General features: G+C 67.9%; 24 protein-coding genes and 2 pseudogenes. 13 read left to right on the forward strand and 13 right to left on the reverse strand.

Going from position 1 to position 25,237, the window contains the following annotated elements:
• Nucleotides 1-75: 75 nt before the first annotated feature.
• The 3 genes and pseudogenes from ACWFRJ_RS30385 to ACWFRJ_RS30395 all read right to left on the reverse strand — a co-directional run bounded on the left by ACWFRJ_RS30385 (nt 76) and on the right by ACWFRJ_RS30395 (nt 1,725).
• Nucleotides 76-204: a hypothetical protein gene (locus ACWFRJ_RS30385; RefSeq protein ID WP_453538630.1), complete on the reverse strand. Its 129-nt coding sequence runs from the start codon at nt 202-204 to the stop codon at nt 76-78.
• A 12-nt stretch (nt 205-216) separates the two neighbouring features.
• A pseudogene (locus tag ACWFRJ_RS30390) lies at nt 217-285 on the reverse strand (hypothetical protein); the annotation flags it as partial.
• 195 nt (nt 286-480) lie between these two features.
• Nucleotides 481-1,725: a DUF418 domain-containing protein gene (locus ACWFRJ_RS30395; RefSeq protein WP_453537887.1), complete on the reverse strand. Its 1,245-nt coding sequence runs from the start codon at nt 1,723-1,725 to the stop codon at nt 481-483.
• A 177-nt stretch (nt 1,726-1,902) separates the two neighbouring features.
• On the opposite strand from ACWFRJ_RS30395, the gene ACWFRJ_RS30400 reads away from it, so the two are divergent.
• From ACWFRJ_RS30400 to ACWFRJ_RS30410, 3 genes and pseudogenes are all read left to right on the forward strand, one after another.
• Nucleotides 1,903-2,568: a response regulator gene (locus tag ACWFRJ_RS30400; RefSeq protein WP_453537890.1), complete on the forward strand. Its 666-nt coding sequence runs from the start codon at nt 1,903-1,905 to the stop codon at nt 2,566-2,568.
• Nucleotides 2,565-3,677, forward strand: coding sequence for a sensor histidine kinase (locus ACWFRJ_RS30405; RefSeq protein WP_453537893.1), 1,113 nt, complete (start codon nt 2,565-2,567; stop codon nt 3,675-3,677). Before ACWFRJ_RS30400 ends, ACWFRJ_RS30405 begins: the two co-directional genes overlap by 4 nt.
• Nucleotides 3,678-3,757: 80 nt before the next feature.
• Nucleotides 3,758-3,922: pseudogene (locus ACWFRJ_RS30410) on the forward strand (dihydrofolate reductase family protein); the annotation flags it as partial.
• Here the strand turns inward: ACWFRJ_RS30410 and ACWFRJ_RS30415 are convergent.
• The 4 genes from ACWFRJ_RS30415 to ACWFRJ_RS30430 all read right to left on the reverse strand — a co-directional run bounded on the left by ACWFRJ_RS30415 (nt 3,898) and on the right by ACWFRJ_RS30430 (nt 6,851).
• On the reverse strand, nt 3,898-4,761 hold the full coding sequence (locus tag ACWFRJ_RS30415) for an FG-GAP repeat domain-containing protein (RefSeq protein ID WP_453537895.1): 864 nt from the start codon (nt 4,759-4,761) through the stop codon (nt 3,898-3,900). The pseudogene ACWFRJ_RS30410 and the gene ACWFRJ_RS30415 sit on opposite strands and share 25 nt — an antisense overlap.
• 260 nt (nt 4,762-5,021) lie before the next feature.
• Entirely contained in the window at nt 5,022-5,915 is an 894-nt protein-coding gene (locus tag ACWFRJ_RS30420) for a sulfurtransferase (protein ID WP_453537898.1), read from the reverse strand.
• Nucleotides 5,912-6,355 carry an OsmC family protein gene (locus tag ACWFRJ_RS30425; RefSeq protein ID WP_453537901.1) on the reverse strand — a complete coding sequence of 148 codons (444 nt, stop codon included), beginning with the start codon at nt 6,353-6,355 and terminating at the stop codon, nt 5,912-5,914. Before ACWFRJ_RS30425 ends, ACWFRJ_RS30420 begins: the two co-directional genes overlap by 4 nt.
• A 10-nt stretch (nt 6,356-6,365) precedes the next feature.
• Nucleotides 6,366-6,851, reverse strand: a complete 486-nt coding sequence (locus ACWFRJ_RS30430) for a hypothetical protein (RefSeq protein WP_453537903.1) — start codon at nt 6,849-6,851, stop codon at nt 6,366-6,368.
• A 260-nt stretch (nt 6,852-7,111) separates the two neighbouring features.
• Between ACWFRJ_RS30430 and ACWFRJ_RS30435 the strand changes: the two genes are divergently transcribed.
• The 7 genes from ACWFRJ_RS30435 to ACWFRJ_RS30465 are packed head-to-tail and all read left to right on the forward strand — an operon-like array spanning nt 7,112 to nt 16,289.
• Entirely contained in the window at nt 7,112-8,740 is a 1,629-nt protein-coding gene (locus ACWFRJ_RS30435; protein WP_453537906.1) for an ABC transporter substrate-binding protein, read from the forward strand.
• 4 nt (nt 8,741-8,744) lie between these two features.
• Nucleotides 8,745-9,674 (forward strand): ABC transporter permease, encoded by a 930-nt coding sequence (locus ACWFRJ_RS30440; protein WP_453537909.1) that lies wholly within the window; start codon nt 8,745-8,747, stop codon nt 9,672-9,674.
• A 1-nt stretch (nt 9,675) separates the two neighbouring features.
• Complete coding sequence (locus tag ACWFRJ_RS30445) at nt 9,676-10,590, forward strand: ABC transporter permease (RefSeq protein ID WP_453537912.1); 915 nt, start codon at nt 9,676-9,678, stop codon at nt 10,588-10,590.
• The gene (locus tag ACWFRJ_RS30450) at nt 10,577-12,430 is read left to right on the forward strand and encodes a dipeptide ABC transporter ATP-binding protein (protein WP_453537915.1); all 1,854 of its coding nucleotides are present in this window, start codon (nt 10,577-10,579) and stop codon (nt 12,428-12,430) included. Before ACWFRJ_RS30445 ends, ACWFRJ_RS30450 begins: the two co-directional genes overlap by 14 nt.
• Nucleotides 12,430-13,887 carry an NtaA/DmoA family FMN-dependent monooxygenase gene (locus tag ACWFRJ_RS30455; protein ID WP_453537918.1) on the forward strand — a complete coding sequence of 486 codons (1,458 nt, stop codon included), beginning with the start codon at nt 12,430-12,432 and terminating at the stop codon, nt 13,885-13,887. The genes ACWFRJ_RS30450 and ACWFRJ_RS30455 overlap by 1 nt, the downstream gene beginning before the upstream one ends.
• On the forward strand, nt 13,884-15,251 hold the full coding sequence (locus tag ACWFRJ_RS30460; protein WP_453537921.1) for an NtaA/DmoA family FMN-dependent monooxygenase: 1,368 nt from the start codon (nt 13,884-13,886) through the stop codon (nt 15,249-15,251). The genes ACWFRJ_RS30455 and ACWFRJ_RS30460 overlap by 4 nt, the downstream gene beginning before the upstream one ends.
• A gap of 24 nt (nt 15,252-15,275) precedes the next feature.
• Nucleotides 15,276-16,289, forward strand: a complete 1,014-nt coding sequence (locus tag ACWFRJ_RS30465; protein ID WP_453537924.1) for an aldo/keto reductase — start codon at nt 15,276-15,278, stop codon at nt 16,287-16,289.
• Nucleotides 16,290-16,339: 50 nt separating this feature from the next.
• Here ACWFRJ_RS30465 and ACWFRJ_RS30470 read toward each other — a convergent pair whose 3' ends face one another.
• Nucleotides 16,340-17,215, reverse strand: coding sequence for a sulfurtransferase (locus tag ACWFRJ_RS30470; RefSeq protein ID WP_453537927.1), 876 nt, complete (start codon nt 17,213-17,215; stop codon nt 16,340-16,342).
• A 176-nt stretch (nt 17,216-17,391) separates the two neighbouring features.
• On the opposite strand from ACWFRJ_RS30470, the gene ACWFRJ_RS30475 reads away from it, so the two are divergent.
• Nucleotides 17,392-18,429 carry an aldo/keto reductase gene (locus ACWFRJ_RS30475; RefSeq protein WP_453537930.1) on the forward strand — a complete coding sequence of 346 codons (1,038 nt, stop codon included), beginning with the start codon at nt 17,392-17,394 and terminating at the stop codon, nt 18,427-18,429.
• Nucleotides 18,430-18,881: 452 nt separating this feature from the next.
• Nucleotides 18,882-19,550 (forward strand): Type 1 glutamine amidotransferase-like domain-containing protein, encoded by a 669-nt coding sequence (locus tag ACWFRJ_RS30480; RefSeq protein ID WP_453537933.1) that lies wholly within the window; start codon nt 18,882-18,884, stop codon nt 19,548-19,550.
• A 406-nt stretch (nt 19,551-19,956) separates the two neighbouring features.
• On the opposite strand, the gene ACWFRJ_RS30485 is transcribed toward ACWFRJ_RS30480, so the two are convergent.
• The 5 genes from ACWFRJ_RS30485 to ACWFRJ_RS30505 all read right to left on the reverse strand — a co-directional run bounded on the left by ACWFRJ_RS30485 (nt 19,957) and on the right by ACWFRJ_RS30505 (nt 24,539).
• The gene (locus ACWFRJ_RS30485) at nt 19,957-20,421 is read right to left on the reverse strand and encodes a MarR family winged helix-turn-helix transcriptional regulator (protein ID WP_453537936.1); all 465 of its coding nucleotides are present in this window, start codon (nt 20,419-20,421) and stop codon (nt 19,957-19,959) included.
• A gap of 211 nt (nt 20,422-20,632) precedes the next feature.
• Nucleotides 20,633-21,307 (reverse strand): hydrolase, encoded by a 675-nt coding sequence (locus ACWFRJ_RS30490; protein WP_453537939.1) that lies wholly within the window; start codon nt 21,305-21,307, stop codon nt 20,633-20,635.
• A 226-nt stretch (nt 21,308-21,533) separates the two neighbouring features.
• Entirely contained in the window at nt 21,534-22,205 is a 672-nt protein-coding gene (locus ACWFRJ_RS30495) for a class I SAM-dependent methyltransferase (protein WP_453537942.1), read from the reverse strand.
• Between the two features lie 987 nt (nt 22,206-23,192).
• Nucleotides 23,193-23,744 (reverse strand): EF-hand domain-containing protein, encoded by a 552-nt coding sequence (locus ACWFRJ_RS30500; protein WP_453537945.1) that lies wholly within the window; start codon nt 23,742-23,744, stop codon nt 23,193-23,195.
• Between the two features lie 246 nt (nt 23,745-23,990).
• Nucleotides 23,991-24,539, reverse strand: coding sequence for an EF-hand domain-containing protein (locus ACWFRJ_RS30505; protein ID WP_453537948.1), 549 nt, complete (start codon nt 24,537-24,539; stop codon nt 23,991-23,993).
• 241 nt (nt 24,540-24,780) lie between these two features.
• Here ACWFRJ_RS30505 and ACWFRJ_RS30510 point away from each other — a divergent pair, with 241 nt between their 5' ends.
• On the forward strand, nt 24,781-25,047 hold the full coding sequence (locus tag ACWFRJ_RS30510; protein ID WP_453537951.1) for a hypothetical protein: 267 nt from the start codon (nt 24,781-24,783) through the stop codon (nt 25,045-25,047).
• The last annotated feature ends 190 nt before the right edge of the window (nt 25,048-25,237 follow it).

The following is a 25,237-nucleotide window of genomic DNA, read 5'->3' on the forward strand; positions in this document are numbered from 1 at the left end:
GACAGCCCGACCGCAAAGTCGTTCCCGGCCTCGCACCCCTCCCGCCGACGTCCTCAGGGGTACGGTGACCGAGCGTCAAGTCGCAGGTTCGACCGCCACGTCCAGGCGGTCGAGACCGCGCAACCCGTTGTTGATCATCGGCCGATGTTCGAGGATCTCGAATCGGGCGACCCGGTCGGCGAGCCTTTCCAGCAACGTGCTCATTTCCAGCCTGGCGAGGTGCATTCCGACGCACACGTGCTCTCCCCGCCCGAAGGCGCGGGGTCTCCAGGCGCAACGACTCATTGATCGCGTGCGGGATCAACGAGCGGTCCTCGCGCAACAGATCCCACTGGTCCGGATTCCGGGCGAACAACGCGACCGCTTCGGCGATGGCGAGGATCGTCGTGTCCAGGCTGGGCGTGACGTAGTCGAGCATCATCACTCAGGTGACCGGACCGGGCACGACTGGCCTCCCTCGTTTCGGGCGCCCACAGGGTGTCACTTGATGTGGCGGGTGATGCGGGTGGCGCTGTGCAGCAAGTACTCCAGCGGGCCGCGGCGCAGGTACCGGGTCCAGAGGGTGGCCAGGAGCATGGCGACCCCGATGAACACGGCCAGCGCGATCAGGGCCGGTCCTGTCTCTTCCTCCATGCCGACCATGCGGATGGCGAGGATGTGGGCGACGTACGCGGTCAGGGCGACCATGCCGACGGCGGCGACCGGTCGGGCCAGCCGTGTCAGGCGCGGCATCCGGGCGGCGGCGGTGACGCAGGCTGCCACCACGAGCAGGGCGACACCGGTGTTGCCGAGGATGGAGAACGTGGTCTGGCTGTGGGGCGCGCCCACCAGCAGCCAGGCGGCGGGGGTGTCGTCGTTGACGTAGCCGACGGTGTCCGACCACCAGGCGGAGGCCGCGCCGCCGCCGTCGGTGGCAGCCGCGACGATGGCGCGGGCGTGCGGGACGAAGTGCAGGGCCAGCCAGGAGCCGCCGTAGCCGAGCGCTGCCAGGGCGCCGCCGGTCCATGCCAGGCTGGTGCGGATGCGGGCCCGGGTGAGGTCGAGGCGGGCGAGCGCCATCCCGGTGAGCATGAACGGCATCCAGGTGAGCACCGGGTACTCGCCGGTGAACAACAGCTCCAGCAGGCCGTCGGTGCCGGTCAGGCGTGCGAGGGGATCCGCGGCGATGAACGTGTCGCCCCAGTCACCGGCGTAGAGGGCCTGCCGGACCACCAAGAGGATCACCGGCATGACCAACGCGGTGGCGGCGGCCAGCAGTGCCAGGGTGCGGGCCCCCAACCGGTGGAGCGGCAGCAGGAGCAGGAAGAGCAGCCCGTAGAAGGAGAGGATGACGTCGACGTCGGTGCCCAGGGCGGTCAGCGCGTAGCCCCCGGCGATCAGGATCAGTGCGCGGATGACGATGCGGCCCGCAGCCTGCCGCCCGGCCCGGCCAGTGTACGGCTGCGGGCGGCCGGTGATGAGGACGAGGGAGAACCCGGCGAGCAGCGCGAACAGCGCGGAGGAGCGGCCGCGGGCCAGTTCGGCGACGAAGCCCAGCGGTCCGCCGATCGTCGGTTCGGGGCCGACGTGGGCGGCGTACATGCCGAAGACCGCAAGGCCACGGGCGAGGTCGATGCCGATGAGGCGGCCGACCGAGGGCGGACGGGCGGCGCCGGGCGGGCGGGCCGGTCGCGGCAAGAGCTGCGATTCGGCGGGTGCGGGGACCGATGGCGCGTGGTGTGTCATGACTTTCAGGCTGCCGACGCACCGCGTCCGGGCCTATCCGGCAAGTGGCCACCATCCTCCCGCCGACCGGCTGGATACCCTCCGTCGCCCAGCGGATAAAGCGCCGCACGAACTCCCGGGCGCTGCTGTGCGTGGTACGAATCCTCAAGCGGTCCCACGTCGATGAGGGGGACGGCCGTGATTCGCGTACTGGTGGTCGACGACGAAGCGCTGGTCCGAACGGGCTTCGAACACATCCTGTCCGCAGCCGACGACATCGAGGTGGTGGCCGCGGTCGCCGGCGGACAAGCGGTGCAGGCGGCCAGAGAGTTGCGCCCGGATGTGGTGCTCCTTGACATCCGGATGCCGGACGTGGACGGGCTTACGGTCCTTGCCCAACTGCGGCAGCTTGCCGAGAGCCCGGTGGTGGCCATGCTCACCACGTTCGACATGGACGAATACGTGGCCGCTGCCCTGCGCTCGGGGGCGGCCGGTTTCCTGCTCAAGGACACCGATCCGGTGCAACTGCCCGTACTGGTACGCAACTTGGCCGAGGGCGGCGTCGTACTGTCCTCCTCCGTCACCCGCACCGTCGTGCACGGCTACCTCGACAACACCCCCCAGTACGCCGCGATGCACCGCGTTCAGGTGCTGAGCGACCGGGAACGCGCCGTACTGATCCTGATCGCCGAAGGACTGTCCAACGCCGCCATCGGCGCGCGGATTCACCTGAGCACCAGCACGGTCAAGGACCATGTGAGCGCCGTGCTGTCCAAACTGCAGGTCGTCAGCCGTGTCCAGGCCGCCCTGCTGGCCGAACGCGCCGGCCTGCTCAAGGCACCGGACCCACGGGAGGAGAAGTGAAAGACCGTCGGATACCCGCGCCGGTACTGGACGCCCTGCTCATCGGCGTCTCTCTGCTGGACGTCTGGGTGCACGAGCAGTCCGACGAACCGCTGCGCAGAGCCGCCGCCCTGCTCGCCACCGCGGCTCTGTGCTTGCGCCGCCGTGTACCGCTGCCGGCCTTCCTGCTCACGCTGCCCGCCGCCCTGGTCAGCGATGCGATCTTGGCGCCGCTGGCCGCGCTGTACTCCCTGGCCTCGCTCAACCGCCACCGGATGCTCCTGGCCGCCGGTGCGCTGGCTCTGGCCGCCTGCGACCTCACCAACTGGAATTGGCCCTCACCAAAGTTCACCGACTTCTCCGATTCCTCCGATCTGGTCACTGTCACCTACAGCCTGGCCACCGCCACCGCGCCGGTCTTCCTCGGACAGCTGGTCCAGGCCCGCCGTGAGCTGTCTCTGCGGCTCGCCGAGATCTCCCTGGCCCGCGAGCACGAGCGTGAGCTCCTTGCGCAGGGCGTCCTTGCCAAGGAACGCGCCCAGCTCGCCCGGGAGATGCACGACGTGGTCTCCCATCAGGTCAGCTTGATCGCGGTACGTGCCGGAGCGCTCCAGGTCGCCACCCATGACGCCGCAGCGCGCGAGGCTGCCACCACCATCAGACAGTTGAGCGTGCAGACCCTGGAGGAGCTGCGGCACATGGTCAGCGTCCTCAGGGCAGCGGGCAGCCGCCCCACCGAACTGACCCCGCAGCCCTCCCTGGCCGACCTGCACCGCCTCGTCGACACCAGCGGCATCGAGACGCGGCTGCACACCGACCTGCCCGACACTCTGCCCCCACCGCTCCAACGCGCCGTCTACCGCGCTGTGCAGGAAGCTCTCACCAACGTCCGCAAGCACGCGCCCGGCGCCACGGCCGTCATCCGTATCCGGCAGGAGGACGGCAACGTGCACGCCGCCGTCACCAACAGCGTGCCCACCCGGCCCGCGCTGCAGCTGCCAGGTGCCCACCACGGTCTGGCCGGACTGCGTCAGAGAGCCGAACTCCTCGGCGGCACCGTCACCGCCGCCCCGACCTCAGACGGCGGCTACGAACTCCACCTGCATCTGCCACTGCACCAGACACCGTGACCGGCCCTGGGACGCCCCGCCCCGGCACCCCGGGACGACAGGCCAGTTCTTCCCGAGGAGAGCCGTGACGGACCTCTCGCCTGGTCGACCGCGTCCAGGTGACGCTCTTCCCTGTGATCACCGGCCAGACTGGTGATCACCCGGTCTTGCAAGGTGCGGCCGACTTCGACCTCGAACTGCTCGACAGCCGGACACTCGACGGCAACATCCAAGAACTCATCTACCGGCCCACCCTGCATGCCTGAAGCCATCCACGGGGCCTACGAACCTTGGTACTTGCTGGGGAGGTCCGGGAAGGATGCCTCGTCGCGGGCCGTACCATCGGTGATCCACCATCTGCCCCGCCGAAAAGGGTCAGTTCCGCGCGGCCGTCGCCGTTGAAGTCTCCGACGGCGAGCCTGGTGCCGAAGCCTTCCTTGAAGTCGCCGCCCTCCATGGTGACCCACTCCCCCGGCTCCTTCCCGTAACGGACGCTGACCTGGCCGCGCCGGTGGGGTGTGTCGACGTCGTCGTAGCCGTCGATGAAGCTCCGCCCCATGGCGATGTCCTGCCGCCCGTCGCCGTCGAAGTCGCCGAAGACGATGTTCTCGCCCTCCGGCAGCCGCTCGGGCTCCTTGTTCAGACCGCCGACGGTACGGGCGCCGCCGGTGAACAGCAGGGGCGGATCCCACGGGGAGCCGTAGAGCGCGAGATCGTCTGCGCGGTCGTCGTTCGCGTCCCCGGCGACCAGCACGGGTTCCGCGGCCTCGTGGTCCGGGCTGGGGATCTCCACGGTCCGGGCGGGGGCGCCGGAGCGCTTGAACGGTCCCTCGAGGACGACCAGTTCCTGATCCTCGACCGAGTACCTGAAGACCGCGAGGTCGGTGTGGCCGTCCCCGTCGAGGTCGGGGGTCGCGGGCGTGTCCTCGCGCGCCGAATCAGCGGGTCGACAGGGGCTGTTGGGCACCGAGCGCACGTCGTCGGACGGGACAAGGGCGAGGTACGCCACCACCGCCACCACCGCCACCACTACGAGGGAGGCCAGCACGGCGTGCCATATGCGCAGGTGGCGGAAGAACGGACCGCCTGCTGTCGGAAAGTGCATCAGCCCACCTCACGGGCGCGGACGCGGCCGCAGACGGCTCATGCCGGCGCCCGAGCACAGCCGAACAGTTACTCAACGTCATCCCATAGGGGCATTGCATTGACGGCATTCTTGTCACTCACCGTGGGCATGTTCGCTTCGCATCCGGTCGACCAGATGTCCTGGTGCACAGGCAACATCAAGCGGGTGCCTGAAAGGCTCCCGGTCCTGTGGTGATCTCACCGGAATCACCTGCGGTTGCTGTCGGCAGACGCAGTGCTTCACGCGCAGTCGGTGTCGACGACGGCGGAACGGGTCAACGCCGCGCCTCGCTCGACAGGCAGGGACACATCGCGTGCCCAGGCCGACCAGGAATCCACGAACAGGCCCACCTGCTGTCCGAGCAGGGCTCCGGCGAGCACCAGCAGAGCGCTGGACACACCACCACCGCAGTAGGCACCGACCTCATGGCTACCGATCGCCCTGCGGGACAAGAACCATTTCCGCATTTCGGTGGGTGGTACGAGCAACCCGTCGGGAGCCACAAGGTCGGCCGAGTGAGCGTGGACCGCGTGCGGAACATGGCCGGTTCTGGGATCGTCAAGGGCTCCGTTGTACGCACCCGTGGGGCGCGAGTCGAGCAGCGTGCCGTAGTCCGCGACCTCCAGGACGTCCGCGATGCCGAGTACTTGTCGACCGCCGCCCTCGTGCGCCTGGGAGGGCGTGCTCTCGAAGCGGCCGGGCACCGGAGCTCGCTCCCGGGCTCGGGCCGTCGGACCGCCCGCACGCGTCCAGGCCGGCAGACCGCCGTCCAGGACGCGCACCGAACGGAAGCCGGCCCAGGTGAGGACGAACCACGCGCGTGCGGCGGACGACAGCTCCTCGACGCGGCGGGTGTAGAGAACGAGGTCGTCGGCAGGTCCGACCCCGTGTGCCAGCAGGGTGGCGTGCACGGTGCCGGGCTCCGGCAGAGGAAGGTGGCCGCTGTCGGCCGTCGGGCGGCCGGCGAAGTCGGACTTGACCGATGTCCGGATCGCACCGGGGATGCTTCCCTGGATCGGATCCGGTCCCGGTGCCATCACCCGCCAGGGCGCGACCTCGATGAACACCGAACGCACCCTCTCGACGTACGCCGTCCGGGCGTCCACGAGATGGGCGGACTCGGCTGCCGTCATCCCGGGGACCCCGAGGGCCCCGCTGTGTGCGGGACGAACACCACCGGAAGGCTCTCCTTGAGGGCGTTGTAGATACGACACCGCTTCTTGTACTCGGCGACGAGTTCGTCAGCCGTGACGTGGTCGACGCCGTCGATGAAGCATTCCATGATGAGCGTGCCCAGATAGTCACCCTCGATCCTGCGCTCGATGCGGGCGAAGATCTCGACCTGGCGCTCCGGCTGTCCGCCTTCGACGAAGTCGTGCCGGAACGCGTTGAGCGCACAGGAGACGAGGGAGGCGACGAGCAGGTCGAGCGAGCTTGCCTCCTCGCCAGGGCCGCCGCTGCGCACCGACCCGTCCGACACGATCTCGAATCCGGGCCCGGCGATGTCGTAACGGCCGCGGACGTCGGTGGTCCGCCCGTGCAGGTTGCTGACCACGGTCACTCTGTCGCTCACCACAGGAAGTCTAGGCACGCGGCACCTGGCGGACCACGGAGTCCGGAATCTGGACACCGTTCGTGGTGGCCACCCGCAGTTGGTCGGCCAGCAGCGCGACCACGCGGGTCAGGGAACGATTGTCCTCCCGCAGTACGGCGATCTGCTGTTCCAGCTCCGCGATCCTGGTGAGGAGTTCCCGTTGGCCCGGCCTGCGCTCCTGGCGGCCGACCGACGAAGCGCGGAGTACCGAGGAAGCGCGGGGTTCCCAGCCGTCCCCGTCTCCGTCGCCGTGACCGTCGGCGGAGGCAGGGGCCGAGGCAGGAGCAGAGTCGTAGTCGTAACTGCCGTCGTCGTAGCGGATGAGCCACTTGCGCAGGGACTGCGGGCCGACCTCGAACTCCTCGGCGACCTCCCGGACGATCGAGCGGTTCTCGGGCTCCACGAGACGCCTCTGCCGTACGCGCTCGACCGCGAGCTGCCGGACCTCGTCGCTGTACTTCTTGTCAAACACCACGCCGGTTTCCCCGTTCAGGAGACTGCAACACTGCCGTCACGATACTTACCGAACACCCGTGTAAACATATCGGTTACGAGGTAACCGTATCCAGCTGTTCTTCCTACGTAACTTCATTCGGCCTTGATACCGGAACTTTTATGTATCACCGCCACCCCCTTCGCCTGAGGCAAGTGCAACTACGTGGCGCTGACCGGTCATTGTCGACAGTGCGGTCGCTACCACTCGCCCCTGAGCCGATCGAGAGGAAACAACAACTCGTGTTCAGTTCACGTCCGTGGCGTCGGCTCGCCACAGCGGGCGCCGCGTTGGCGCTTCTCGCGACCGCCGCCTGCTCGGGCGGCGGCAGCGGTGGGCAGAGCGGGGCAGCCGCCAACGTGCCCAAGAAGGACCGTTACGGAGGCACGCTCAACATCGGACTGAGTGCCGATCCCGGCGGTGTCGACGCCGCCGTCGTCAACCAGGTCTGGCGCACGGTCGCCCGTTCCCTGGCCGACTCCCTGGTGTTCTACAACCCCGAGACAAAGAAGGTCGAGCCGTGGCTCGCCACGAGCTGGACGGTGAGCGGCGACGCGCGGAAGTACTCGTTCGAGCTGCGTGACGACGTCACCTTCCACGACGGCACCAAACTCACCGCGAAGGTCGTCAAGGCCAACCTGGAGAGTCTGAACCGGCCCGGCATCCACTCCAGCGCCAAGACCATCGTGCAGGGCATCAGCAAGATAGAGACGCCCTCGGAGCACAAGGTCACCGTCGAGTTCGCGGAGCCGAACGCCGCCTTCCTGACGTCCCTGTCCCGTGCGTACGTCGGCATCGTCTCGCAGAAGACGGCCGAACTCCCGGTCGAGAAGCGGCAGAAGCGGCTTGACGGATCAGGCCCCTTCTACCTGGAGAAGTACGTACCGAACCAGCAGATCGTGCTGAAGAAGCGCAAGGACTACGACTGGGCGCCGAAGTACTTCGAGCACAGCGGACCGGCCTATCTCGACAAGGTCGTCTACAAGATCATCCCCGAGGACTCGGTCCGCAACGGCGCGGTCATCGGTGACGACGAGCTCCAGTTCATCTACTGGGTGAACGCCAAGTACGTCTCGCAGCTGCGGAGTTCCGGGCTGACCATCTCCAAGACGCTCAACCCCGCGACCGGGCTCGAACTGCCGCTGAACACCTCCTCCAAGTTCCTCAAGGACGTGCGAGTCCGCCAGGCGCTGCAAATAGGCGTGGACCGGGAGCAGTTCGTCAAGATCGCCTCGGGTGGCGTGGACCAGCCGGCGACCGGTCCGCTGAGCAAGGACAACCCTTACTACTCCGACCAGAGCAAGCTGCTGAAGTACGACGCGAAGAAGGCCAAGTCGCTGCTCGAGCAGGCCGGCTGGACCAAGGTCGGCTCCGACGACATCCGCCGCGACGCCGACGGCAAGCGCCTTTCGCTGCGCGCCCCGCGGGACGACGCGGGCATGCAGGTCCTCCAGGACCAGTGGAAGAAGCTCGGCGTCGAGCTCGTCCTCGACCCGCCGCTGGACGCCGAGGCGAACGAGAAGCTGCTCAGCGGTGAGTACGACGTCGCCTACTGGTACGCCTCCTCACCCGACCCTGACGTACTGCGTGCCAACTACGGCAGGACGGACGGCTCCGACCGGAGCTTCATCGCGGACGGCGACGAGGCCGGCAAGGAAGTCGACAAGCTCCTCCAGGAGCAGAACCAGACGACCGACAAGGACAAGCGCCAGAAGCTGGTCGACCAGGCGTCCCGCATCCTCGTCGAGCAGGCGTACGAGATTCCGGTGTCCAACGACGTCGACATCTGGGCCCACTCGCCCCGGCTGCACGACATCACGCCCGTCGGTCTCGATCAGTACCTGATCAATGCCTGGCTTGCGAAGAAGTAGCGCGATGGCACGATACGGTCTTCGGCTCCTGTACGGCGTGATCGTGGTCTGGGGTGCTTTCACCGGGGCGTTCTTCCTGCTGTACGTCGTGCCCGGTGACGCGGCGGGCGGTCTCACGGCCGGCGCCGACGGTGCCGACGTGAAGCAACTCCTCGCCGAGCAGCGTGAGTTGCTCGGCCTCGACCGCCCCGTGTGGGTGCAGTACTGGGACGCGCTGACCGGAGCCCTCCAGGGCGACTTCGGGCAGAGCATCTACCAGCGCCGCCCTGCGGTGGAGGTGTACTTCGAGTCCTTCCCCGAGACGCTCAAGCTGGCGCTTCTCGGGCTGCTCCTCGCGGTCGTCCTTGGCGTGACGCTGTCGGTGGTCATCGAACTGACCAACTGGAAGTGGGCGCGCGAGCTGCTCATCTCGCTGCCGCCGGTCGCGGTGTCGCTGCCTCCCTTCCTGGTCGGGCTCGTACTGCTGCAGGTGTTCGCCTTCCAACTGCACTGGATCAAAGCGGTCGGCGACCAGAGCTTCGGGGGACTGTTCATCGCCTCGGCGGCCCTCGCGGTCGCCGGCGGCGGCAGCATCTCCCAGCTTCTGACGGCCAATCTTCGCGGCGCTCTGACCTCGCCGTACGTCGAGACGGCCCGCAACTGGGGGCTCAGCCGGTTCGACATCGTGGTCCGGCACGCCCTGAAGAACGCCGCGCTGCCCGTCATCACCTCGCTGGGGACCACCGTCGGCGTGATGGTCGGCGGGACGGTCCTGACGGAGACGGTGTTCTCCCGGCTCGGTGTGGGGCGTCTCGTGGTCGACGCCGTGAACGGCCGTGACATGCCCGTGGTCCTGGTCGCGGTCACGATCAGCGCGGTGATCTTCGTCGTGGTGAGCCTCGTCGTCGACGCGGTCTACCCGCTGCTCGACAAGCGGATCCAATGGGACGGATGACATGACGACTATCGAAGCGAAGGAAGCGGCGCCGTCCACGCCAGCATCCGGGCCACCGTCCGGGCGGCGGCTGCGGCTACCCGGGCACGGCGGCCGCCGACTGGCCGCGCTGCTGCGCTCGCCCGGACTCCTCGCGGCGTACCTGTGGATCATCGTGATGCTCGCCGCCGCGATCCATCCCGGCCTGTTCGCCTCCGGCGACCCGCTGCAACAGAACGGGTCGGCGATGCTCCTGTCGCCGGACGCCGACCATCTCTTCGGCACCGACGACTTCGGCCGCGACCAGTTCACCCGCACCGTGTGGGGCACCAGGTTGTCCCTCCAGGCTGCGGTCGTCGCGGTGGTCATCGGCCTGGTGAGCGGTTCACTGATCGGTCTCGTCGCGGGTGCGCTGCGCGGCAAGGCCGACAGCGTCCTGATGCGGATCATCGACATCATGCTGGCGGTGCCGAGCCTGATCGTCTCCCTCGCGATCATCTCCGCGCTGGGACGCGGCACGCTCAACATCGCCGTGGCCATCGGCATCAACAGCACGGCCGGCTTCGCCCGCCTGATGCGGTCCGAGGTACTGAAGGTCGGCAACGCCAAGTACGTCGAGGCCTCGGTCTTCGCGGGGCACGGTTATGTCCGCCGCCTGTTCAAGCACGTCGTGCCCAACGCGTCCAGGTCGGTTCTTGCCGCGGCGACCATGGACATCGGCACGGCGATCCTGACCGTCGCCGCGCTGAGTTTCCTGGGCCTCGGCGCACCGCCGCCGACTCCCGAGTGGGGCCTTCTGGTGGCCGAGGGACGCACGTTCATCGGCGTCCAGTGGTGGCTGAGTCTGCTGCCCGGCCTGGTCATCGTGCTGACCGTGCTCGCGGTCTACCGCATCGGCAGGTCGTTCAACCGAGGGAGGACCCGTGTCGTCGCCTGAGTACGTGTCGTCACCCGAGTACGTGTCGTCACTCGAGTACGTGTCGTCACTCGAGTACGTGTCGTCGCCCGGACATGTGCCGTCAGCCGAGCAGCAGAGCACGCCGTTGTTGCGACTGCGGGACGTGAGCGCCGAGTTCACCGTCCCCGGCCGCGCCGCGGTACCCGTACTCGACGGTGTGAGCCTGGACGTCGCGGCCGGCTCGATCCGGGCCGTCGTCGGCGAGTCCGGTTCGGGCAAGTCCACCCTCGGCCGGGTCGTCACCGGGACCCTCGCCGAGAACGGGCGCGTCACCGCGGGCGAGGTCCTCCTCGGCGACCGTACGCTCACCGGGCTGTCCGAACGGCAGTACCGGGCCGTACGCGGCAAGGAGATCGGCTACATCCCCCAGGACGCGCTCCTCGGCCTGAACCCCCTGCTGCCCGTCGGCGTCCAGGCCGCGGAACCGCTGCGCGCGCACGGCGTGGGCTCCCGCCCGGAGCGCCGCGAACGGGTCCTCGACCTGTTCGCGAAGGTCGGACTGCGGGACCCCGCGCGCCTGTACGGCCGCTACCCGCACGAACTGTCCGGGGGGATGTGCCAGCGAGTGCTGATCGCCGCCGCGATGAGTACCCGGCCCCGGCTCCTGATCGCGGACGAGCCGACGACCGCGCTAGACGTCACGGTGCAGAAGACCATCCTCGACCTCCTGTCGCATCTGGTGGAGAGCGACAACCTCGGAATCCTGCTCATCACCCACGACCTGGGGGTCGCCGCGGAACGGGCCGACGACATCGCCGTGGTGAAGGACGGGCGGATCGTACGCGTCGGGCGGACCGACGAGGTGATAGCCGACCCGGGAAACCCGTACACAGAGGACCTGTTGCGGTCCTCCTCGCTCGGGTTCTCGGGCCGGCAGGCCGCGACCGCCCGCCTCGAGTACTTCCGGACCGTGCCCGCGGACTCCCCGGTGGTCGTCGAGGCCAAGGAGGTCGGCAAGACCTTCGCCTCCCGAACCTCCCGCGCCTCCCGGGCCTCCCGGGCCTCCCGGGCCTCCCGCACTTCTCCCGCTTCCCGCCGCGGTTCGGACACGGTCACCGCGGTGGCCGATGCCTCGTTCCAGGTGCGCAGGGGAACCACCCTTGGGATCGTCGGCGAATCGGGATCGGGCAAGACCACGTTGGTACGCATCCTCGCCGGGCTGACCCCGGCGGACACCGGCTCGGTCGAGATCGACGGCGACCCGGTCGTCCACCACCGCAGGGGCGCCGGACAGGCCGGCCTCTACCGCAAGGTGCAGATGGTCTACCAGGACCCCTTCGCCTCCCTCAACCCGCGCTCGACGGTCCGCGCGATCCTCGACGAACCACTGCGGGGTCACAAGTTCGGGTCGGCGCAGGAGCGTGCGCGCAGGATCACGGAACTGCTTGAGGTGACCGGCCTGCCCGCCGCCCTCGCCGACCGGTACACCGCCGAACTCTCGGGCGGCCAGCGGCAGCGAGTGGCCATCGCCCGCGCACTGGCGCCGCGGCCGGACGTCGTCGTCCTGGACGAACCGGTCTCCGCCCTCGACGTGACCGTGCAGCGCCAGATCCTCGGCCTGCTCGACTCGCTCCAGCGCGAACTGGGCCTTACCTACGTCTTCATCTCGCACGACCTGGGTGTGATCGCCGAGGTGTCCGACGAGATCGTCGTCCTGCAGCACGGGCACATCGTCGAGCGCGGACCGGCCTTGGGCATCCTCACCGAGCCGCGGACCGACTACGTCAAGGAACTCCTGACGTCGATCCCCGGTGCGGTCGCGCCCGACTCGCCCGTACTCGTAGGACCGGGCGGCTCCGCGACAGAAAGGAACACATGATGCCCGAGCGACAGCTTCACCTGGGCTACATGCACTGGCTGAACGGCACTCACTGGGGCGGCTGGCGCCACCCGGACGCGCCCACGGCGCAGGCCTTCGAGCTGGAGTACGCGACGAAGGCTCTGCGGATCGTCGAGGACGCGAAGTTCGACTTCTTCTTCCTCGGGGACACCCTCCCGGGCGACATCGTCGGGGAACAGTGGGTCACCACCCACAACACCGGACGCCTGGAACCCTTCACCCTGGCCTCCCAACTCGCCCTGAACTCCTCGAAGATCGGGCTCGTCGTGACGGCGCACCCGACGTTCTACGAGCCGTACATCCTGGCGAGACTGACGGCGTCCCTCGACCACCTCAGCGGCGGACGTCTTGCGTGGAACGTCGTCCTTGGCGCCTCCGACCTGGCCGCCAAGAACTTCAGCCTGCCCGACCTGGGCGGCGCCGCCCGCTACGAGCGCGCCGACGAGTTCATCCATGTCGTCCAGCGACTGTGGGACAGCATCGAGAACGGCGCCTACCTCCAGGACAAGAAGGCCGGGAGCTACATCGACGAGTCCAAGGTCCACCGGCTCAACTGGCAGGGCAGACACTTCCAGGTAGCCGGCACGCTGCCGCTGGAGCGCCCGCCGCAGGGCCACGTACCGCTGTTGTACGCCGGTGCCTCCGAGCTCTCCCGTGAGCTGACCGCGAAGTGGGCCGACGTCAACTTCACCGGTCCCGCGACGCCGGAGGACTCGATCGCGTTCAACACCGACGTACGCCGCCGCGCCGAGCGCCTGCGCGGACGGGTGGACCCGATCTTCTTCCTGCCGGGCATCACGCCCCTGGTCGCGGACACCCGGGCGGAAGCGGTCGAACTGTACGAGGAGTTGAACGGTCTGCTGCCGTTCGACGACGACATCGTCGAGGGCGACCAGGACGGTTCGTACTGGTCGGGGCCGGAGTGGGCCCGGATCAGCGGCTCCCGGTTCCCGCTGCCCAAGGGCGTCCGCAGCGTCCGCTCGCTGTCGGAGCGCGTCGGTGTCGATCTGCGGCCACTGGGCATCGACGGCACCGTCAAGCCGGACACCGCCGACCGGTTCAACGCCTACGGCCGCACCCTGCTTACGGCGCTGGCACAGCGCACCGGCCGCACCGTGGACAACGGCGGTGTCCGGGTCAAGGACGTCCTGAGCGCTGCGATCGCGGGCAACTTCCCCCTGGTGATAGGGACGGCCGAGCACGTCGCCGACACCCTGATCGACTGGTTCGACCGCGGCGCCGCCGAAGGGTTCAACGTGAGCGTGCCCTACCTGTGGGAGCCGCTGGAGCGCTTCGCAAACGAAGTGGTCCCGATCCTCCAGGAACGCGGTGTGTATCGCGCCGAGTACACGGCTGACACCTTCCGGGGCCACTTCGGCCTCGACACACCCCCCAACAGCTTCGCCGCCACCGACCCGGAGGAACGATCCGCATGAGCCGCCGACGCAAACTCCGCCTGGGCCTGGCCGCCTACGGCACCGGCTGGGACCTGGACGCCTGGCGACTGCCGGAGGCGACCAACGCCGGTCTGCACGACCCCGGCGTCATCCTCGACATCGCCCGGACCGCCGAGCGCGGCAAACTGGACTACGTCTTCGCCGGCAGCGCACTCGGCAGCGAGCCCGAGCGCCTCAACCGGATCTACCGGTGGGACAACTTCGTGTACGCCGGACATGCCGCGGCGCTCACGAAGAACCTCGGGTTCGTGATGTCGGTGAACTCCTCCTTCGAGCACCCCTACGGCGTCGCACGGCAGTTGGCGACGCTGGACAACTTCAACCAGGGGCGCACCGCGCTGAACGTCGTCTTCGGCATCGACCGCGACGGCGACCCGGTCGGCAACTACGGCAAGAACCCGGTGCCGACCGAGGAGACGAAGTACGCCAGGGCCCGGGAGTTCACCCAGGTCGTCAACCGGCTCCTGTACGACAGCTGGGACCACGACTTCCTGCTCGACGACAAGCAGAGCGGCACCCTGGTGAAGCCGGGGTCGTGGCACCAGATCGACCACCATGGGGAGCACTTCGACGTCCGCGGACCGCTGAACGTACCGCCGCCGGTGCAGTCCCACATCCCGATCGTGCAGGTGGGCCTCTCGGAGGAGTCCCTGCGCTATGGCGCCGACTTCGGGCAGGTGCGGTTCTCTCCGTACTTCGGCATCGGCCGCGGCAAGGAGGAGTACCGCAAACTCAAGGAACGCGTCGCGGCCAACGGACGTGACCCGGAGAAGTTCAAAATCATCCCCGGGATCACCTTCTACCTGGGCGGCACAGCCCGGGAAGCGCGCGCGAAGTTCAACGAGATCAGCGCCCTGCAGCTGGCCCAGGATCTGCCTGCCGCGTTCTCCCAGGTGCTCGGCATCGACCTGTCGAGGGTCCGCGACAGTGAGCGCGTCCTCGACGTCGTCGACATCGACAAGCTCGCCGACGACGCGCTCAAGCCGTTGCTCAGCGACCGTGCGCGCGACACCAAGGACGACCGGGAACTGCTGCGGCAGATCCTCACCACCCAGATCGGCGAGGACGCCACCCTGCGCGAGCTGTACCACTACGTCCAGCGTGCCCGGCACGCACAGCAGCCGGCCGTCGTCGGCGACGCGAAGACCATCGCCGAATGGCTGGAGGAGAACCTGGAGGAGGAGGTGCTCGACGGGGTCCAGCTGTTTCCCCCGTACCACCGCGGACCGGCCGACCTCTTCGTCGACCTCGTCGTCCCGGAACTCCAACGCCGGGGCATCTTCAGGACCGAGTACGAGGCCTCGACGCTCCAGGGCCTGCTGGACACCGACGACACCTACTGAACCCACCGAGTACCGAGGACAACCGTGCCCCCTGCTCCGCAACCCCCCGAAGGACACCGCCAACTCGGCTCGTCGGGCCTCGTCCTGTCCGAGATCGGCATCGGCGCCAGCACCTTCGGCCGGTCGGGCATGCGCGCGACCGGCCAGGATGCGGTCACCGCAATCGTCGACCGCGCGATCGACCTCGGCGTCACGTACTTCGACCTCGCCGAGGGCTACGGCGACCGACCCGGACAGAGCGAGGAACTGTTCGCCGCCGCACTCGGCGGCCGCCGCGAACAGGTCGTCATCGGCACCAAGTTCGGCCTGAACCTCAAACAGGAACACGGCGCCGCCTACAGTCGGTCGGGATCCCGCAAGTACATCGTCGCCGCGGTGGAGGAGTCGCTGCGCCGACTGCGCACCGACTACATCGACCTGTACCAGATCCACTTCCCGGACCCCTGCACGCCGATCGAGGAAACCCTGTCGGCACTCGACACACTGGTACGTTCAGGAAAGGTGCGGTACGTCGGCGCGTCCAATTTCAAGGCCTGGCAGATCGTCGACGCGGAACACACCGCCCGCGCGCAAGGGCTTTCGCGGTTCGTCTCGTCGACCGATGAATACAGTCTGCTCTGGCGAAAGCCGGAGGAGGAATTGATCCCGGCGCTTGAGCATCATGGCCTGGGTTTCATTCCGTACTTCCCTCTGCAGAACGGATTGCTCACCGGAAAGTATTCGGCGGAGCGGGCTCCGGAGAATTCCAAGATAACCAACCTGAAACGCTATTTGCTACGTTCGGCGCCCTGGGCGGAGCTGGCGAAGTTCGAGCAGTTCGCGCGCGACCGGGACATCACCCCGAGCGCGGCGGCACTGGGCTGGCTGCTCGCCCAGCCGACGGTCACCAGCGTGATCGCGGGGGTGACCGTGCCCGCGCAGCTCGACGAGAACGTTCAGGCCTCCCGGTGGGTCCCGACGACCGATGAGGAGGCCGAGCTGCGCGGCCTGTTCACCGGCGATCTTTCGGGCGGCCCCGGTGTGGTCGACCGGGGGTGAGATGCCAAGCGCCTTGGGGGCCGGGGCGCTGCGCTCCCCGGCCCTCGGCGTCACCGTCCTGCGGCCGGAGGCACTGCGGGCCCGGTCGCTGTCGGCCGCGCGGGATCCGTGATCCAGGCGGACCACGAGCCGGGGTAGAGAGCCGCCTCGACTCCCAGAGAGGCGAGCGCCAGCACGGTCGTCGTCGCCGACACCCCGCCGCCGCAGTAGGCGCCGACCACGCGTCCGTCCAGGTGGGCGGCGTACAGGCTCCTCAACTCCGTGGCCTCGCGCAGCTCTCCCCCACAGAAGTTGTCCGACCCGGGGATGCTGTACGCGCCCGGGATGTGGCCGGTCCCCGTCCGCTGCGCATCACCGGCGTACGCCTCTGGGGCACGCGCGTCGATGAGGTGCCCCGAGGCGGCGAGCCGTCCGGCGTCCTCGGCGGTCAGGACGGGAAGCGAACCGGGCCGCACGACGGCCGTGCCCGCGGCCGGCGGTGGCACGTCGGCTTCGAGCGGTCCGCCGAACGCCAGCCAGGCAGCGAGGCCGCCGTCCAGACACAGCACGTTCTCCACGCCGGCCCAGCGGAGAACCCACCAGGCCCGAGCGGCCACAGCGGGATTCTGCCGGGTGTGGACGACGACGGTGCTGTCGTCGTCCACACCCCAGACGCGCAGCCGTTCCTGCAGATCGCTCACCCGAGGGAGCGGCCCGTTCCCGGTGTTTTCGGTGGTCGATCCGACGAGGTCCGCTTCGAACGGTACGTAATGAGCGCCGGGTATATGTCCCGTCGAGTAGGAACGCCGAGGCTCACTGTCGTCCCCGGTCTCTCGTCCCACCTCAAGTCTTCCTACCTCAAGGACAATGACCGACGCGCTTTCGAGCAGCACGGCACTGAGCTCACTCGCCGAAATGACGACGTTCCTGACGGAGGCCGGGCACATCACTTCTCCCCTTCGCTGATCTCTTCCATCATCTTTTCCATCATCTTTTCCATGAAGATACAACGCAAGAGGCCCAGTTCTACATACTTTTTATTACGCCCTGAAGAAATCGCTCAGCGGTGAACACGGGCACACAAGAACACGAGAACACCCACGGCAACGAATGGAATCTCCACATGTCAACCTCCGGCACCTTCGGCCTCCCCCACCAGGCGGCAGTCGACCGCTACGAGAAGCTGGAGTACCGGCGCACCGGGGCCTCCGGCCTCGACCTCCCGGCCTTCTCCTTCGGCCTGTGGCAGAAGTTCGGCACCGACTACCCCTACGAGACGCAGCGCGAAGTCCTGCTGCACGCCTTCGACTTGGGCATCACCCACTTCGACAACGCCAACCGCTACGGCCCCCCGCACCGCGCCGCCGAGAAGACCTTCGGCCAGGTCCTGCGTAAGGACCTGGCCCCCTACCGGGACGAACTGATCCTCTCGACCAAGGCAGGCAACCCCATCGGCCCCAGCCCCTACCAGCGCGGCGGCTCCCGCAAGTCGCTGCTGACCTCGCTCGACCACAGCCTGCGCGACCTCGGCACCGACTACGTAGACATCTTCTACAGCCACCGCGCCGACCCCACCACCCCGCTGGAGGAGACGGTCGGCGCGCTGGCGAGCGCGGTCACCTCGGGGAAGGCCCTGTACGCGGGCATCTCCAACTACACCCCCGAACGAGCCCACGAGGCCGTCGTACTCCTGCGTGAGGCAGGGGTACCGCTGCTCGTCCACCAGCCGCGCTACTCCCTCTTCGACCGCAGCCCGGAGCTGGGCGGCCTGGTCGAACTGGCCGACCGGGACGGCTTCGGCCTCGTCGTCTACAGCCCTCTCGCACAGGGGCTGCTCACCGACAAGTACCTCACCGGAACGGTCCCCGAGAGCGCGCGGGCACGGAACAGCACCTTCCTGTCGCCGGACGTCATCGACGACACCTACCGGGAGCGGGCCACGGCGCTGAACGAACTCGCCCGCGAACGCGGCCAGTCCCTGGCCCAGCTCGCGCTGCAATGGGTACTGCGGCTGCCGCAGGTCACCAGCGCCCTCATCGGAGCGAGCTCGACCTGGCAGCTGGACCACAACGTACGGGCCCTGGACTTCCCGCCGTTCACCGAGGAGGAACTCACCCTGATAGACAAGTACGGCGTCCACGGAACCGCAGTACAGGTTTGATCCTCATTGCCCGGGCCGGGTGACCGGCACCGGGCACGAACGCTGGGGTCACAGCCTCTCCCGACCAGCCGCGGACCGCGTCCGTGGCCACGCCACCACGGGCCCACCCGCCCGCTCTACGTCCGACTCTCGGAGACGGACGCCGGAGGACAAGCCGCACGTCTGCGAAACCTGCCACCCGCGGGCCGACGGCGACCGACTCGCCCGCCCGAACCTGATCACCAACGTCACCACAACCCGCTCGACCGCGTCGCTCACCGGCGATCGCCACATCCACATGACGAAGAGCCTCCCGACCTGTGAAAAGGCCGGTGGCCATGCCCCTGACTTCCCATGTCACCCTGCGGGGCCGGCTCATGATGACTGCCTGTTCCTGATACGGCCGTGCCATGACGGTATGGGTGGATCCTGGGTTCGTTGCGCGCGTCCGTCAGCCGTGCTTGGCTCGCCCGATGAACTTTCTGTTGACGGCGAGTGGCCTGCGCAACGAGACGCTGCGGGATGCGCTGCGGGACATGCTGGGAAAGCCGTTCGGATCGGCGAACGTCGTGTTCGTTCCCACGGCGTCGGTCGCCGAGCCCGGGGACCACGGGTGGTTCGTCGAGGACATGAACCGGCTGCGCGGCCTCGGCTGGCGGGAGTTCGACGTCCTGGAGCTGAACGGCCTGCCCAGGCAGATGGTGCTCGACCGGCTGCTCCACGCCGACGTCATCTATGTCGAGGGCGGCAGCCACTACCACCTCGCGCGCAGCATCACCGGCAACGGCCTGGCCGACGGCTTCCTGGAGGCGCTGGAGAACCGGGTCTATGTGGGGGTCAGCGCCGGCTCAATGATCTTCAGTCGTCATCTCACCACACACTCCGCCGACGTCATCGGGGACACCGCGGACCTCCACGTACTCGACGCGACGACCGTGGAGCCGCCGTTCGGCCTCTTCGACTGGTATCTCAAGCCCCACCTGTACTCGCCGGATTTCCCCGAGCGGGACGACGCCTGGGCTGATCGCATCGCTGCGCGGGCAGACTTCCCGCTCTACTTCATCGATGACGAGACGGCCGTTCGCGTCAGGGACGGCGAGGTGGATGTCATTTCTGAAGGGCGGTGGCGGTTCCATCCGTGACTCAACGCGTGGTGGGGAGCCCCGGACAGGGCAGTGCGGCGCCCAGGGGCACGACTGATCGCAGCTGCCGGGGTGAAGCACCTGCGTCAAGCGCCCCGTGCCGCGCCGTTGGCACAGGCACGGCCTCCGCACCCAGGCAGATCCCGCGAGGGCGAAGACGGTGACGAAGACGGTCAGGTGCGGTTCGGCTGCGTGACCACACCCAGCCCATCTGGCTCGCCAGCGAACCGGCAACCCGCGTCAGGTGGCGTCAACTTGTCGCCACCTGACGCGAGTCTTTGAGGTTCTGAGACGGGAGAGTGACCCGCTCCGCTGCCCGAACCGACGCTGCGCAAGCAGCCGCCTGAGACTGCGCCCGCGGGTAGCTGATTGCCGCTAATTCCTCGAGCGGGCTGGCGCCTATCGCTCAGGCGTCGTCGTCCAGCTTCTCCACCACGCGGACGGAAATCTCAGCCAAGGTACGGAGCTCCGCCGCGGTGAGTTGGTCCAAGAACAGGGATCGAACGGCCTGCACGTGCAGCGGGGCCGCCGCCGCGATGGCCTCGCGCCCCGCTTCCGTGATCACCGCGAAGGCACCCCGCCCGTCGTCCCGGCACTCTTCCCGCACCACCAACCCCCGCCCGATCATGCGCGTAATGTGGTGAGACATCCGGCTCTTCTCCCACTCCAGCGCCCGCGCGAGGTCCTGATACCGCCGACGACCCTCCGGTACATCCGTCAGGTTGACCAGGACCGCGTAATCCGCCGCCGCCATATGGGATTCCGTCTGTAGCAGATGCGACAGGCGGCCCATAAGCCGCTCATGCAACCGGACGAAACTCCTCCACGCGTGCTGCTCCTCCGCCGTCAGCCAATTCACCCGATCAGTCACGCGGTCGAGTGTAGTGAACTGGTTGATGCGTCATCGGACCGGCTGGATGTACGCACCACCGTCGCGACGCACCCGGGCGACGCCTTCACGCCCGACTGACTGACGGGCTGACGGGCTGACGGGCTGACGGGCTAAGCCTCTCGGGTGGCCGCGTGACGGGCAGGACAGGAGGCGGCACTCCGATACCGGGACCGCCCCCATGCCCCCGCCGCTACACCCCGGCCGCCTCGGCGACCAGGGTGTTCAAGAGCTGCTGCTCCCAGATGGTCGCGATCCCGGTGCCGCCCGCGTGCGCCAGGACCGCTGCCTGGTCCTCGGGCGTGATGAGGTCGGTGCGGGCCCAGTCGCGCTGCCACTCGCCCATCAAGGCCAGCCAGGCAATCGGCACGACCCCGGCTTGGATCATGCGCTGTACCGCCATGTCGTGGGCTTCGGCCGACACGCCTCCGGAGGCGTCGGTGACGGCAAAGACATCGAAGCCTTCACCCGCTGCCTGGATGGCGGGCATGGCCACGCAGATCTCCGTCCACAGGCCGGCGATGATCAGCTTCTTGCGTCCGGTGACTTTCACGGCGTCCACCACCTGCGGGTCCTGCCAGGTGTTGATGAAGGTCCTGTTGATCGGCTTCTGGTCGGGAAAGTCGGGAAAGACGTCCTGCAGCGGCTGGATCAGCAGGCCCCCGCGATCTTCCACGACTGTGGTCAGGATCGTCGGGACACCGTAACCCTTGGCCGCCTTGGCCAAGCCCACGACGTTGTTGGTGACCATCATCGGCTCGTGACTGTGAAGGTTGGCGAACTGGTACGGCTGGTGATCGATCAGTACCAGGACGCTCTCCTCGGGGGTCAGCAGGGCTTCGAGGCCGGCCTTCGGCGACGTACTCACGGAGATCTCCTCAGGAGTGCGGCGCGCACAAACCAATTTGGTTGACGCATCATCTTTCTGTATGACACGTCAACTACTTGTCCAGTGCTGGCTGCTCGAGGGGGCAGAGGGCTGTCGGCCGAGCAGCGACGAGGGCACGGCGCGATGTGCGACGCAGCGCGGGATAGTGCACGGCAAGATGCAGGCTCAGTCGGGCCGGGCTGTGCAGCGCCCTATCTCGAGGTCACTAGGTGGTGTGCGCGGCGAATACGGTGCTGCGGACCCGTTGGTTGCGTGGGTCTGGGGACTGGTCGACCATGTCGACGCGGTAGCCGTGCTCGGAGAGGATACGTAGCCAGCCTTGAATCGAGTACATCCAACGTCTGACGGGGACGCGACCGGTGGCCGGGGTGTAGACGATCATCTGGCGGCGTCCTTCGGGGGCACCGGGGGCGCGGGTCATGCAGGAGAAGACCAGTCGCCCGCCGGGCTTGAGGCGCTGGTGGAGAGCGGGCAGGAGTTGGTGGGGGTCGGCGAACCAGAGTCCGCCGAACACGGAGAACACCGCGTCCAGCAGCGGGAGATGCGGGGTGATGCGCACGGCGTCCCCGAGCCACCACTCCAACGCTTCGTGGACAGCGTGCTGAGTGGCGGCCTGATGGATACGCACGGGCGAGACGTCATTGCCGATCCCGCGAGCGAGCCCGTGCTCAGCGATGTGGGCGAGGTGATGGCCGGTGCCGCATCCCAGCTCGGCGACGGTCGCACCCTTTAGGGGCCCCAGGAGCTCGGCTCCCGGACCGGGCGCGTCGCGGAAGTGCCAGTACAGGACGGCCTCTTGACCGGTGTTGGTGGTGGCGAGGGTGTCCCAGGCTCTGCGGTTGAACGCGGCGTCATGCTCGGTGACGGTGCTGGACATGCGTGCGCCTCCCGAGGAGTCAGATGCAAGCTTGCGTTGGGCCGGTAGTGACGGGCAGGTGAGGGAACTCGGCAGGCGCCTCATCAATATCCCGCCGCAGCGACTCCCACACGTCGGCTCTCATACATGGTTGCCCGGTCGGCGCAGGGCCGGCCGACGGCACGTCACCTGGTGGGCTCCCGAAACTCGGCTACCTCTGCTGACCTGACCTGGCCTTGCCGTCCAGGCCAGGCGTGGCGTGGCGTGGCGAGATCCTGGGGCATGGCTCTGCGACTGCTGTATCTGACCTTCTTCAAGGTCCTGGCATGGATTGCGTTGTTGGCGCGATCGGAGACTTCCAAGAATGCGGAGATACTCGTACTCCGGCACCAACTCACCTTCGTGCGCCGTCAGATTGCCCGGCCACACCCCCTCATGGGCTGACCGGGCAGTGATCGCGGGACTGGTCCGGCTACTGCCCAAGGGCCTGCGAGGGCACCTGTTCGTCACGCCGAGGACCAGGACGTCCGCCGACCCGGCGGACCGTACGGGAGCGGGTGCTGAGGATGGCCGCGGAGAGCCCGCACTAGGGACACAGGAGGATCGCAGGCGAACTGCCCTGCGCCGATCGTCCAGTTGGCGCCTCCACGGTATGGGCGAACGTACTGGACACATACGAAACACACTGCAACACCCACCGCCCGCACCGCGCCCTACGCCAAGCAGCACCCCTGCGACCGCTCCCCGACCCGGTCGCCCCAGACTGCAAGACCATCCGTCGTGATCTAGTCGGTGGCGTGATCCACGAATACACGCAGGTCGCACAGGGTGTCTGAGTTTCGGGCACCCACAAGCTGCCTGAGTCAGCAGGTTCCCTGGTCAGGGCAGCAGTGGAACGTACCTGGTGAAAGGTCCTGGTCATGCCGTAGGTGCCGAAGGTCGAGCTGTACCCGGCGATCCGGCACGACCACCACAGCGGCATGAAGAGGGGGTGCTCATCGGGACCGGTCAGCCGCGCGGCAGTGGCGAGCCGAGCAGCCAGTTGCCGGGTGCCTCGGTGTCGGTGCTGAGGTAGAACTCCTCGATGGCGGTGCGGAATTCGTCGTGCGTGATGGTGCCGCTGCCGTTGCGGTCGAGGCGCTGGAAGGCCGCGCCGGAGGTGGCCGGGTCGATACCGAGGGCCTCGTACATGCGGACGTACTCATCAGCGGTGAGCATGCCGCTCTTGTCGGTGTCCAGGGCGCGCATGAGGGCGTCGATGATGGGCGTCACCAGGCGTTCGACGGTCTTGGCATCGGCGGCGATGTGGGAGCGCATGGCGGTGATGAACTGTTGGCGCCCGATGCGGCCCTGAGCATCCGGGGCGCCGGCCTCGCCAAGGACGTCCCACCAGAGCATGAAGGCCTCGCGCAGCGCGCTCTTGTTCCTCTCGTCCGGCGCCACCGCGGCGAACACCTCGCCGATCTCCTGGAGGTCATCGCGGGTGAGGTAGCCGTCGCCAGTGCGGTCGAACCAGGTGAACAGGAAGGTGAACTTCTGCTCGGTGCTGTTCTGCGCCATGGTGGCCTCCTTGAACGGGGTGGTTGGTCAGGGCTCTCATGTCCTGCCGGCTTACCGTGGCGCAGACCTGCCTCCCACGTTTCTGCTGGTCGGGCATATGTAGTGGATGTAGTCGGCGGATGCCACGGCGACTACATGCTGGGCGCTGAAGGTGGTCGGCCCGACCTTGGAACTGGAGCCGGTGCCCCCTGGGTTCCATCGGAGCCTCAGGTTTCGATGTGCGTAGAGGAGCCGGGCCCAATTCCCTTATGCGAGGCGGCCAAAGATGTGGTTGGCCGGCGAGCCGGGATCGTCTCCGTAGAAGAACTCGGAGACGGCTTTGTGATATTCGGCCCGCGAGAGGGATCCGGAGGCGTCGAGGTCGAGCGCGTTGAACACCTCGGCGCACTCGTCGTCGGCGGCCCGTCCGGTGCTTCCGAAGATGTGTGTGAACTCGGTGCGGCTGATCGCGCCGTCGCCGTCGACGTCGGCGAGGTCGAAGAAGCGGTCGGCGATCGGCGCGAGCTCCTCGGGGTAGTGGGCGCGATCGGTGAAGGTGGCGGCGAACGCCTGTGTGACCTCCGCCAAGGTCACCCTGTCGTCCTTGTCGGCGTCGGCGGGGGCGATCACGGACTCCCAGAACCCGTGCATGGTCTCGTACATCTGCCGTGCCTGAGGGGAGTTGGGGGCGATGCCCCTGGCCTGGACATAGCGTTCGCTCATCGTGACGACGTCCTGCCGCGTTATCGCGCTGTCGCCGTCGACGTCTGCGGCGCGGAACCACCGTTCGTACTTGCGTGTGCGCAGCTCATCCATAGGCGCACGGTAAATGCGCGTCAGTGGTGCGACTAGGCCTATTCCCGGCCGCCGACGCGAGTTCGCGTGCCGACGAGCTGGACGTCGTCCGCCGACTGTCCAGCCGGCAGGGCGAGACCCGCGCGGACGCCAGGGCTCGCTGACTCACCCGCCTGGCTTCACGCACCTGCTCGGCGTCACCTCCAACCCCACCGGCCCATGGACCACCCAGGCGGCCCGCAACTTCCTCATGGACACCGGCATGAACACCGCAGGCATCAAGTTCCTGCTCCGTGACCGCGGCGGCCAGTTCACCGACGCCTTCAACGCCGTCTTCGCCGACGTCGAACTGCGCGTCCTCGAAAACCCACCCCAGGCCCCGAAAGCGAACGCACACTGCAAAAGGTTCATCGGAACCCTGCGCCCGCGAGCTCCTCGACCGGACACTCATCCTCAACGAACGGCACCTGCGCCGAACTCTCACAGTACCTGGAGCACTACAACGGGCATCGGCCTCACCAAGCACTGAACCAGCTCTGTCCATCGCAAGCTGAAGCCGGACCGCCGCGCCCCATCAACCTCTCCGAGCACCGCGTCCACCGCACAGCGGACCTCGGCGGACTCATCAACGAGTACCAGAACGCCAATTGACACCACTACGAACCCGCAGATCAGCGGCAGAATCCCATATTTGAGCCCCACAGGCGGGCGCGGGGGCC

Source organism: Streptomyces sp. NPDC055239, assembly GCF_053606205.1.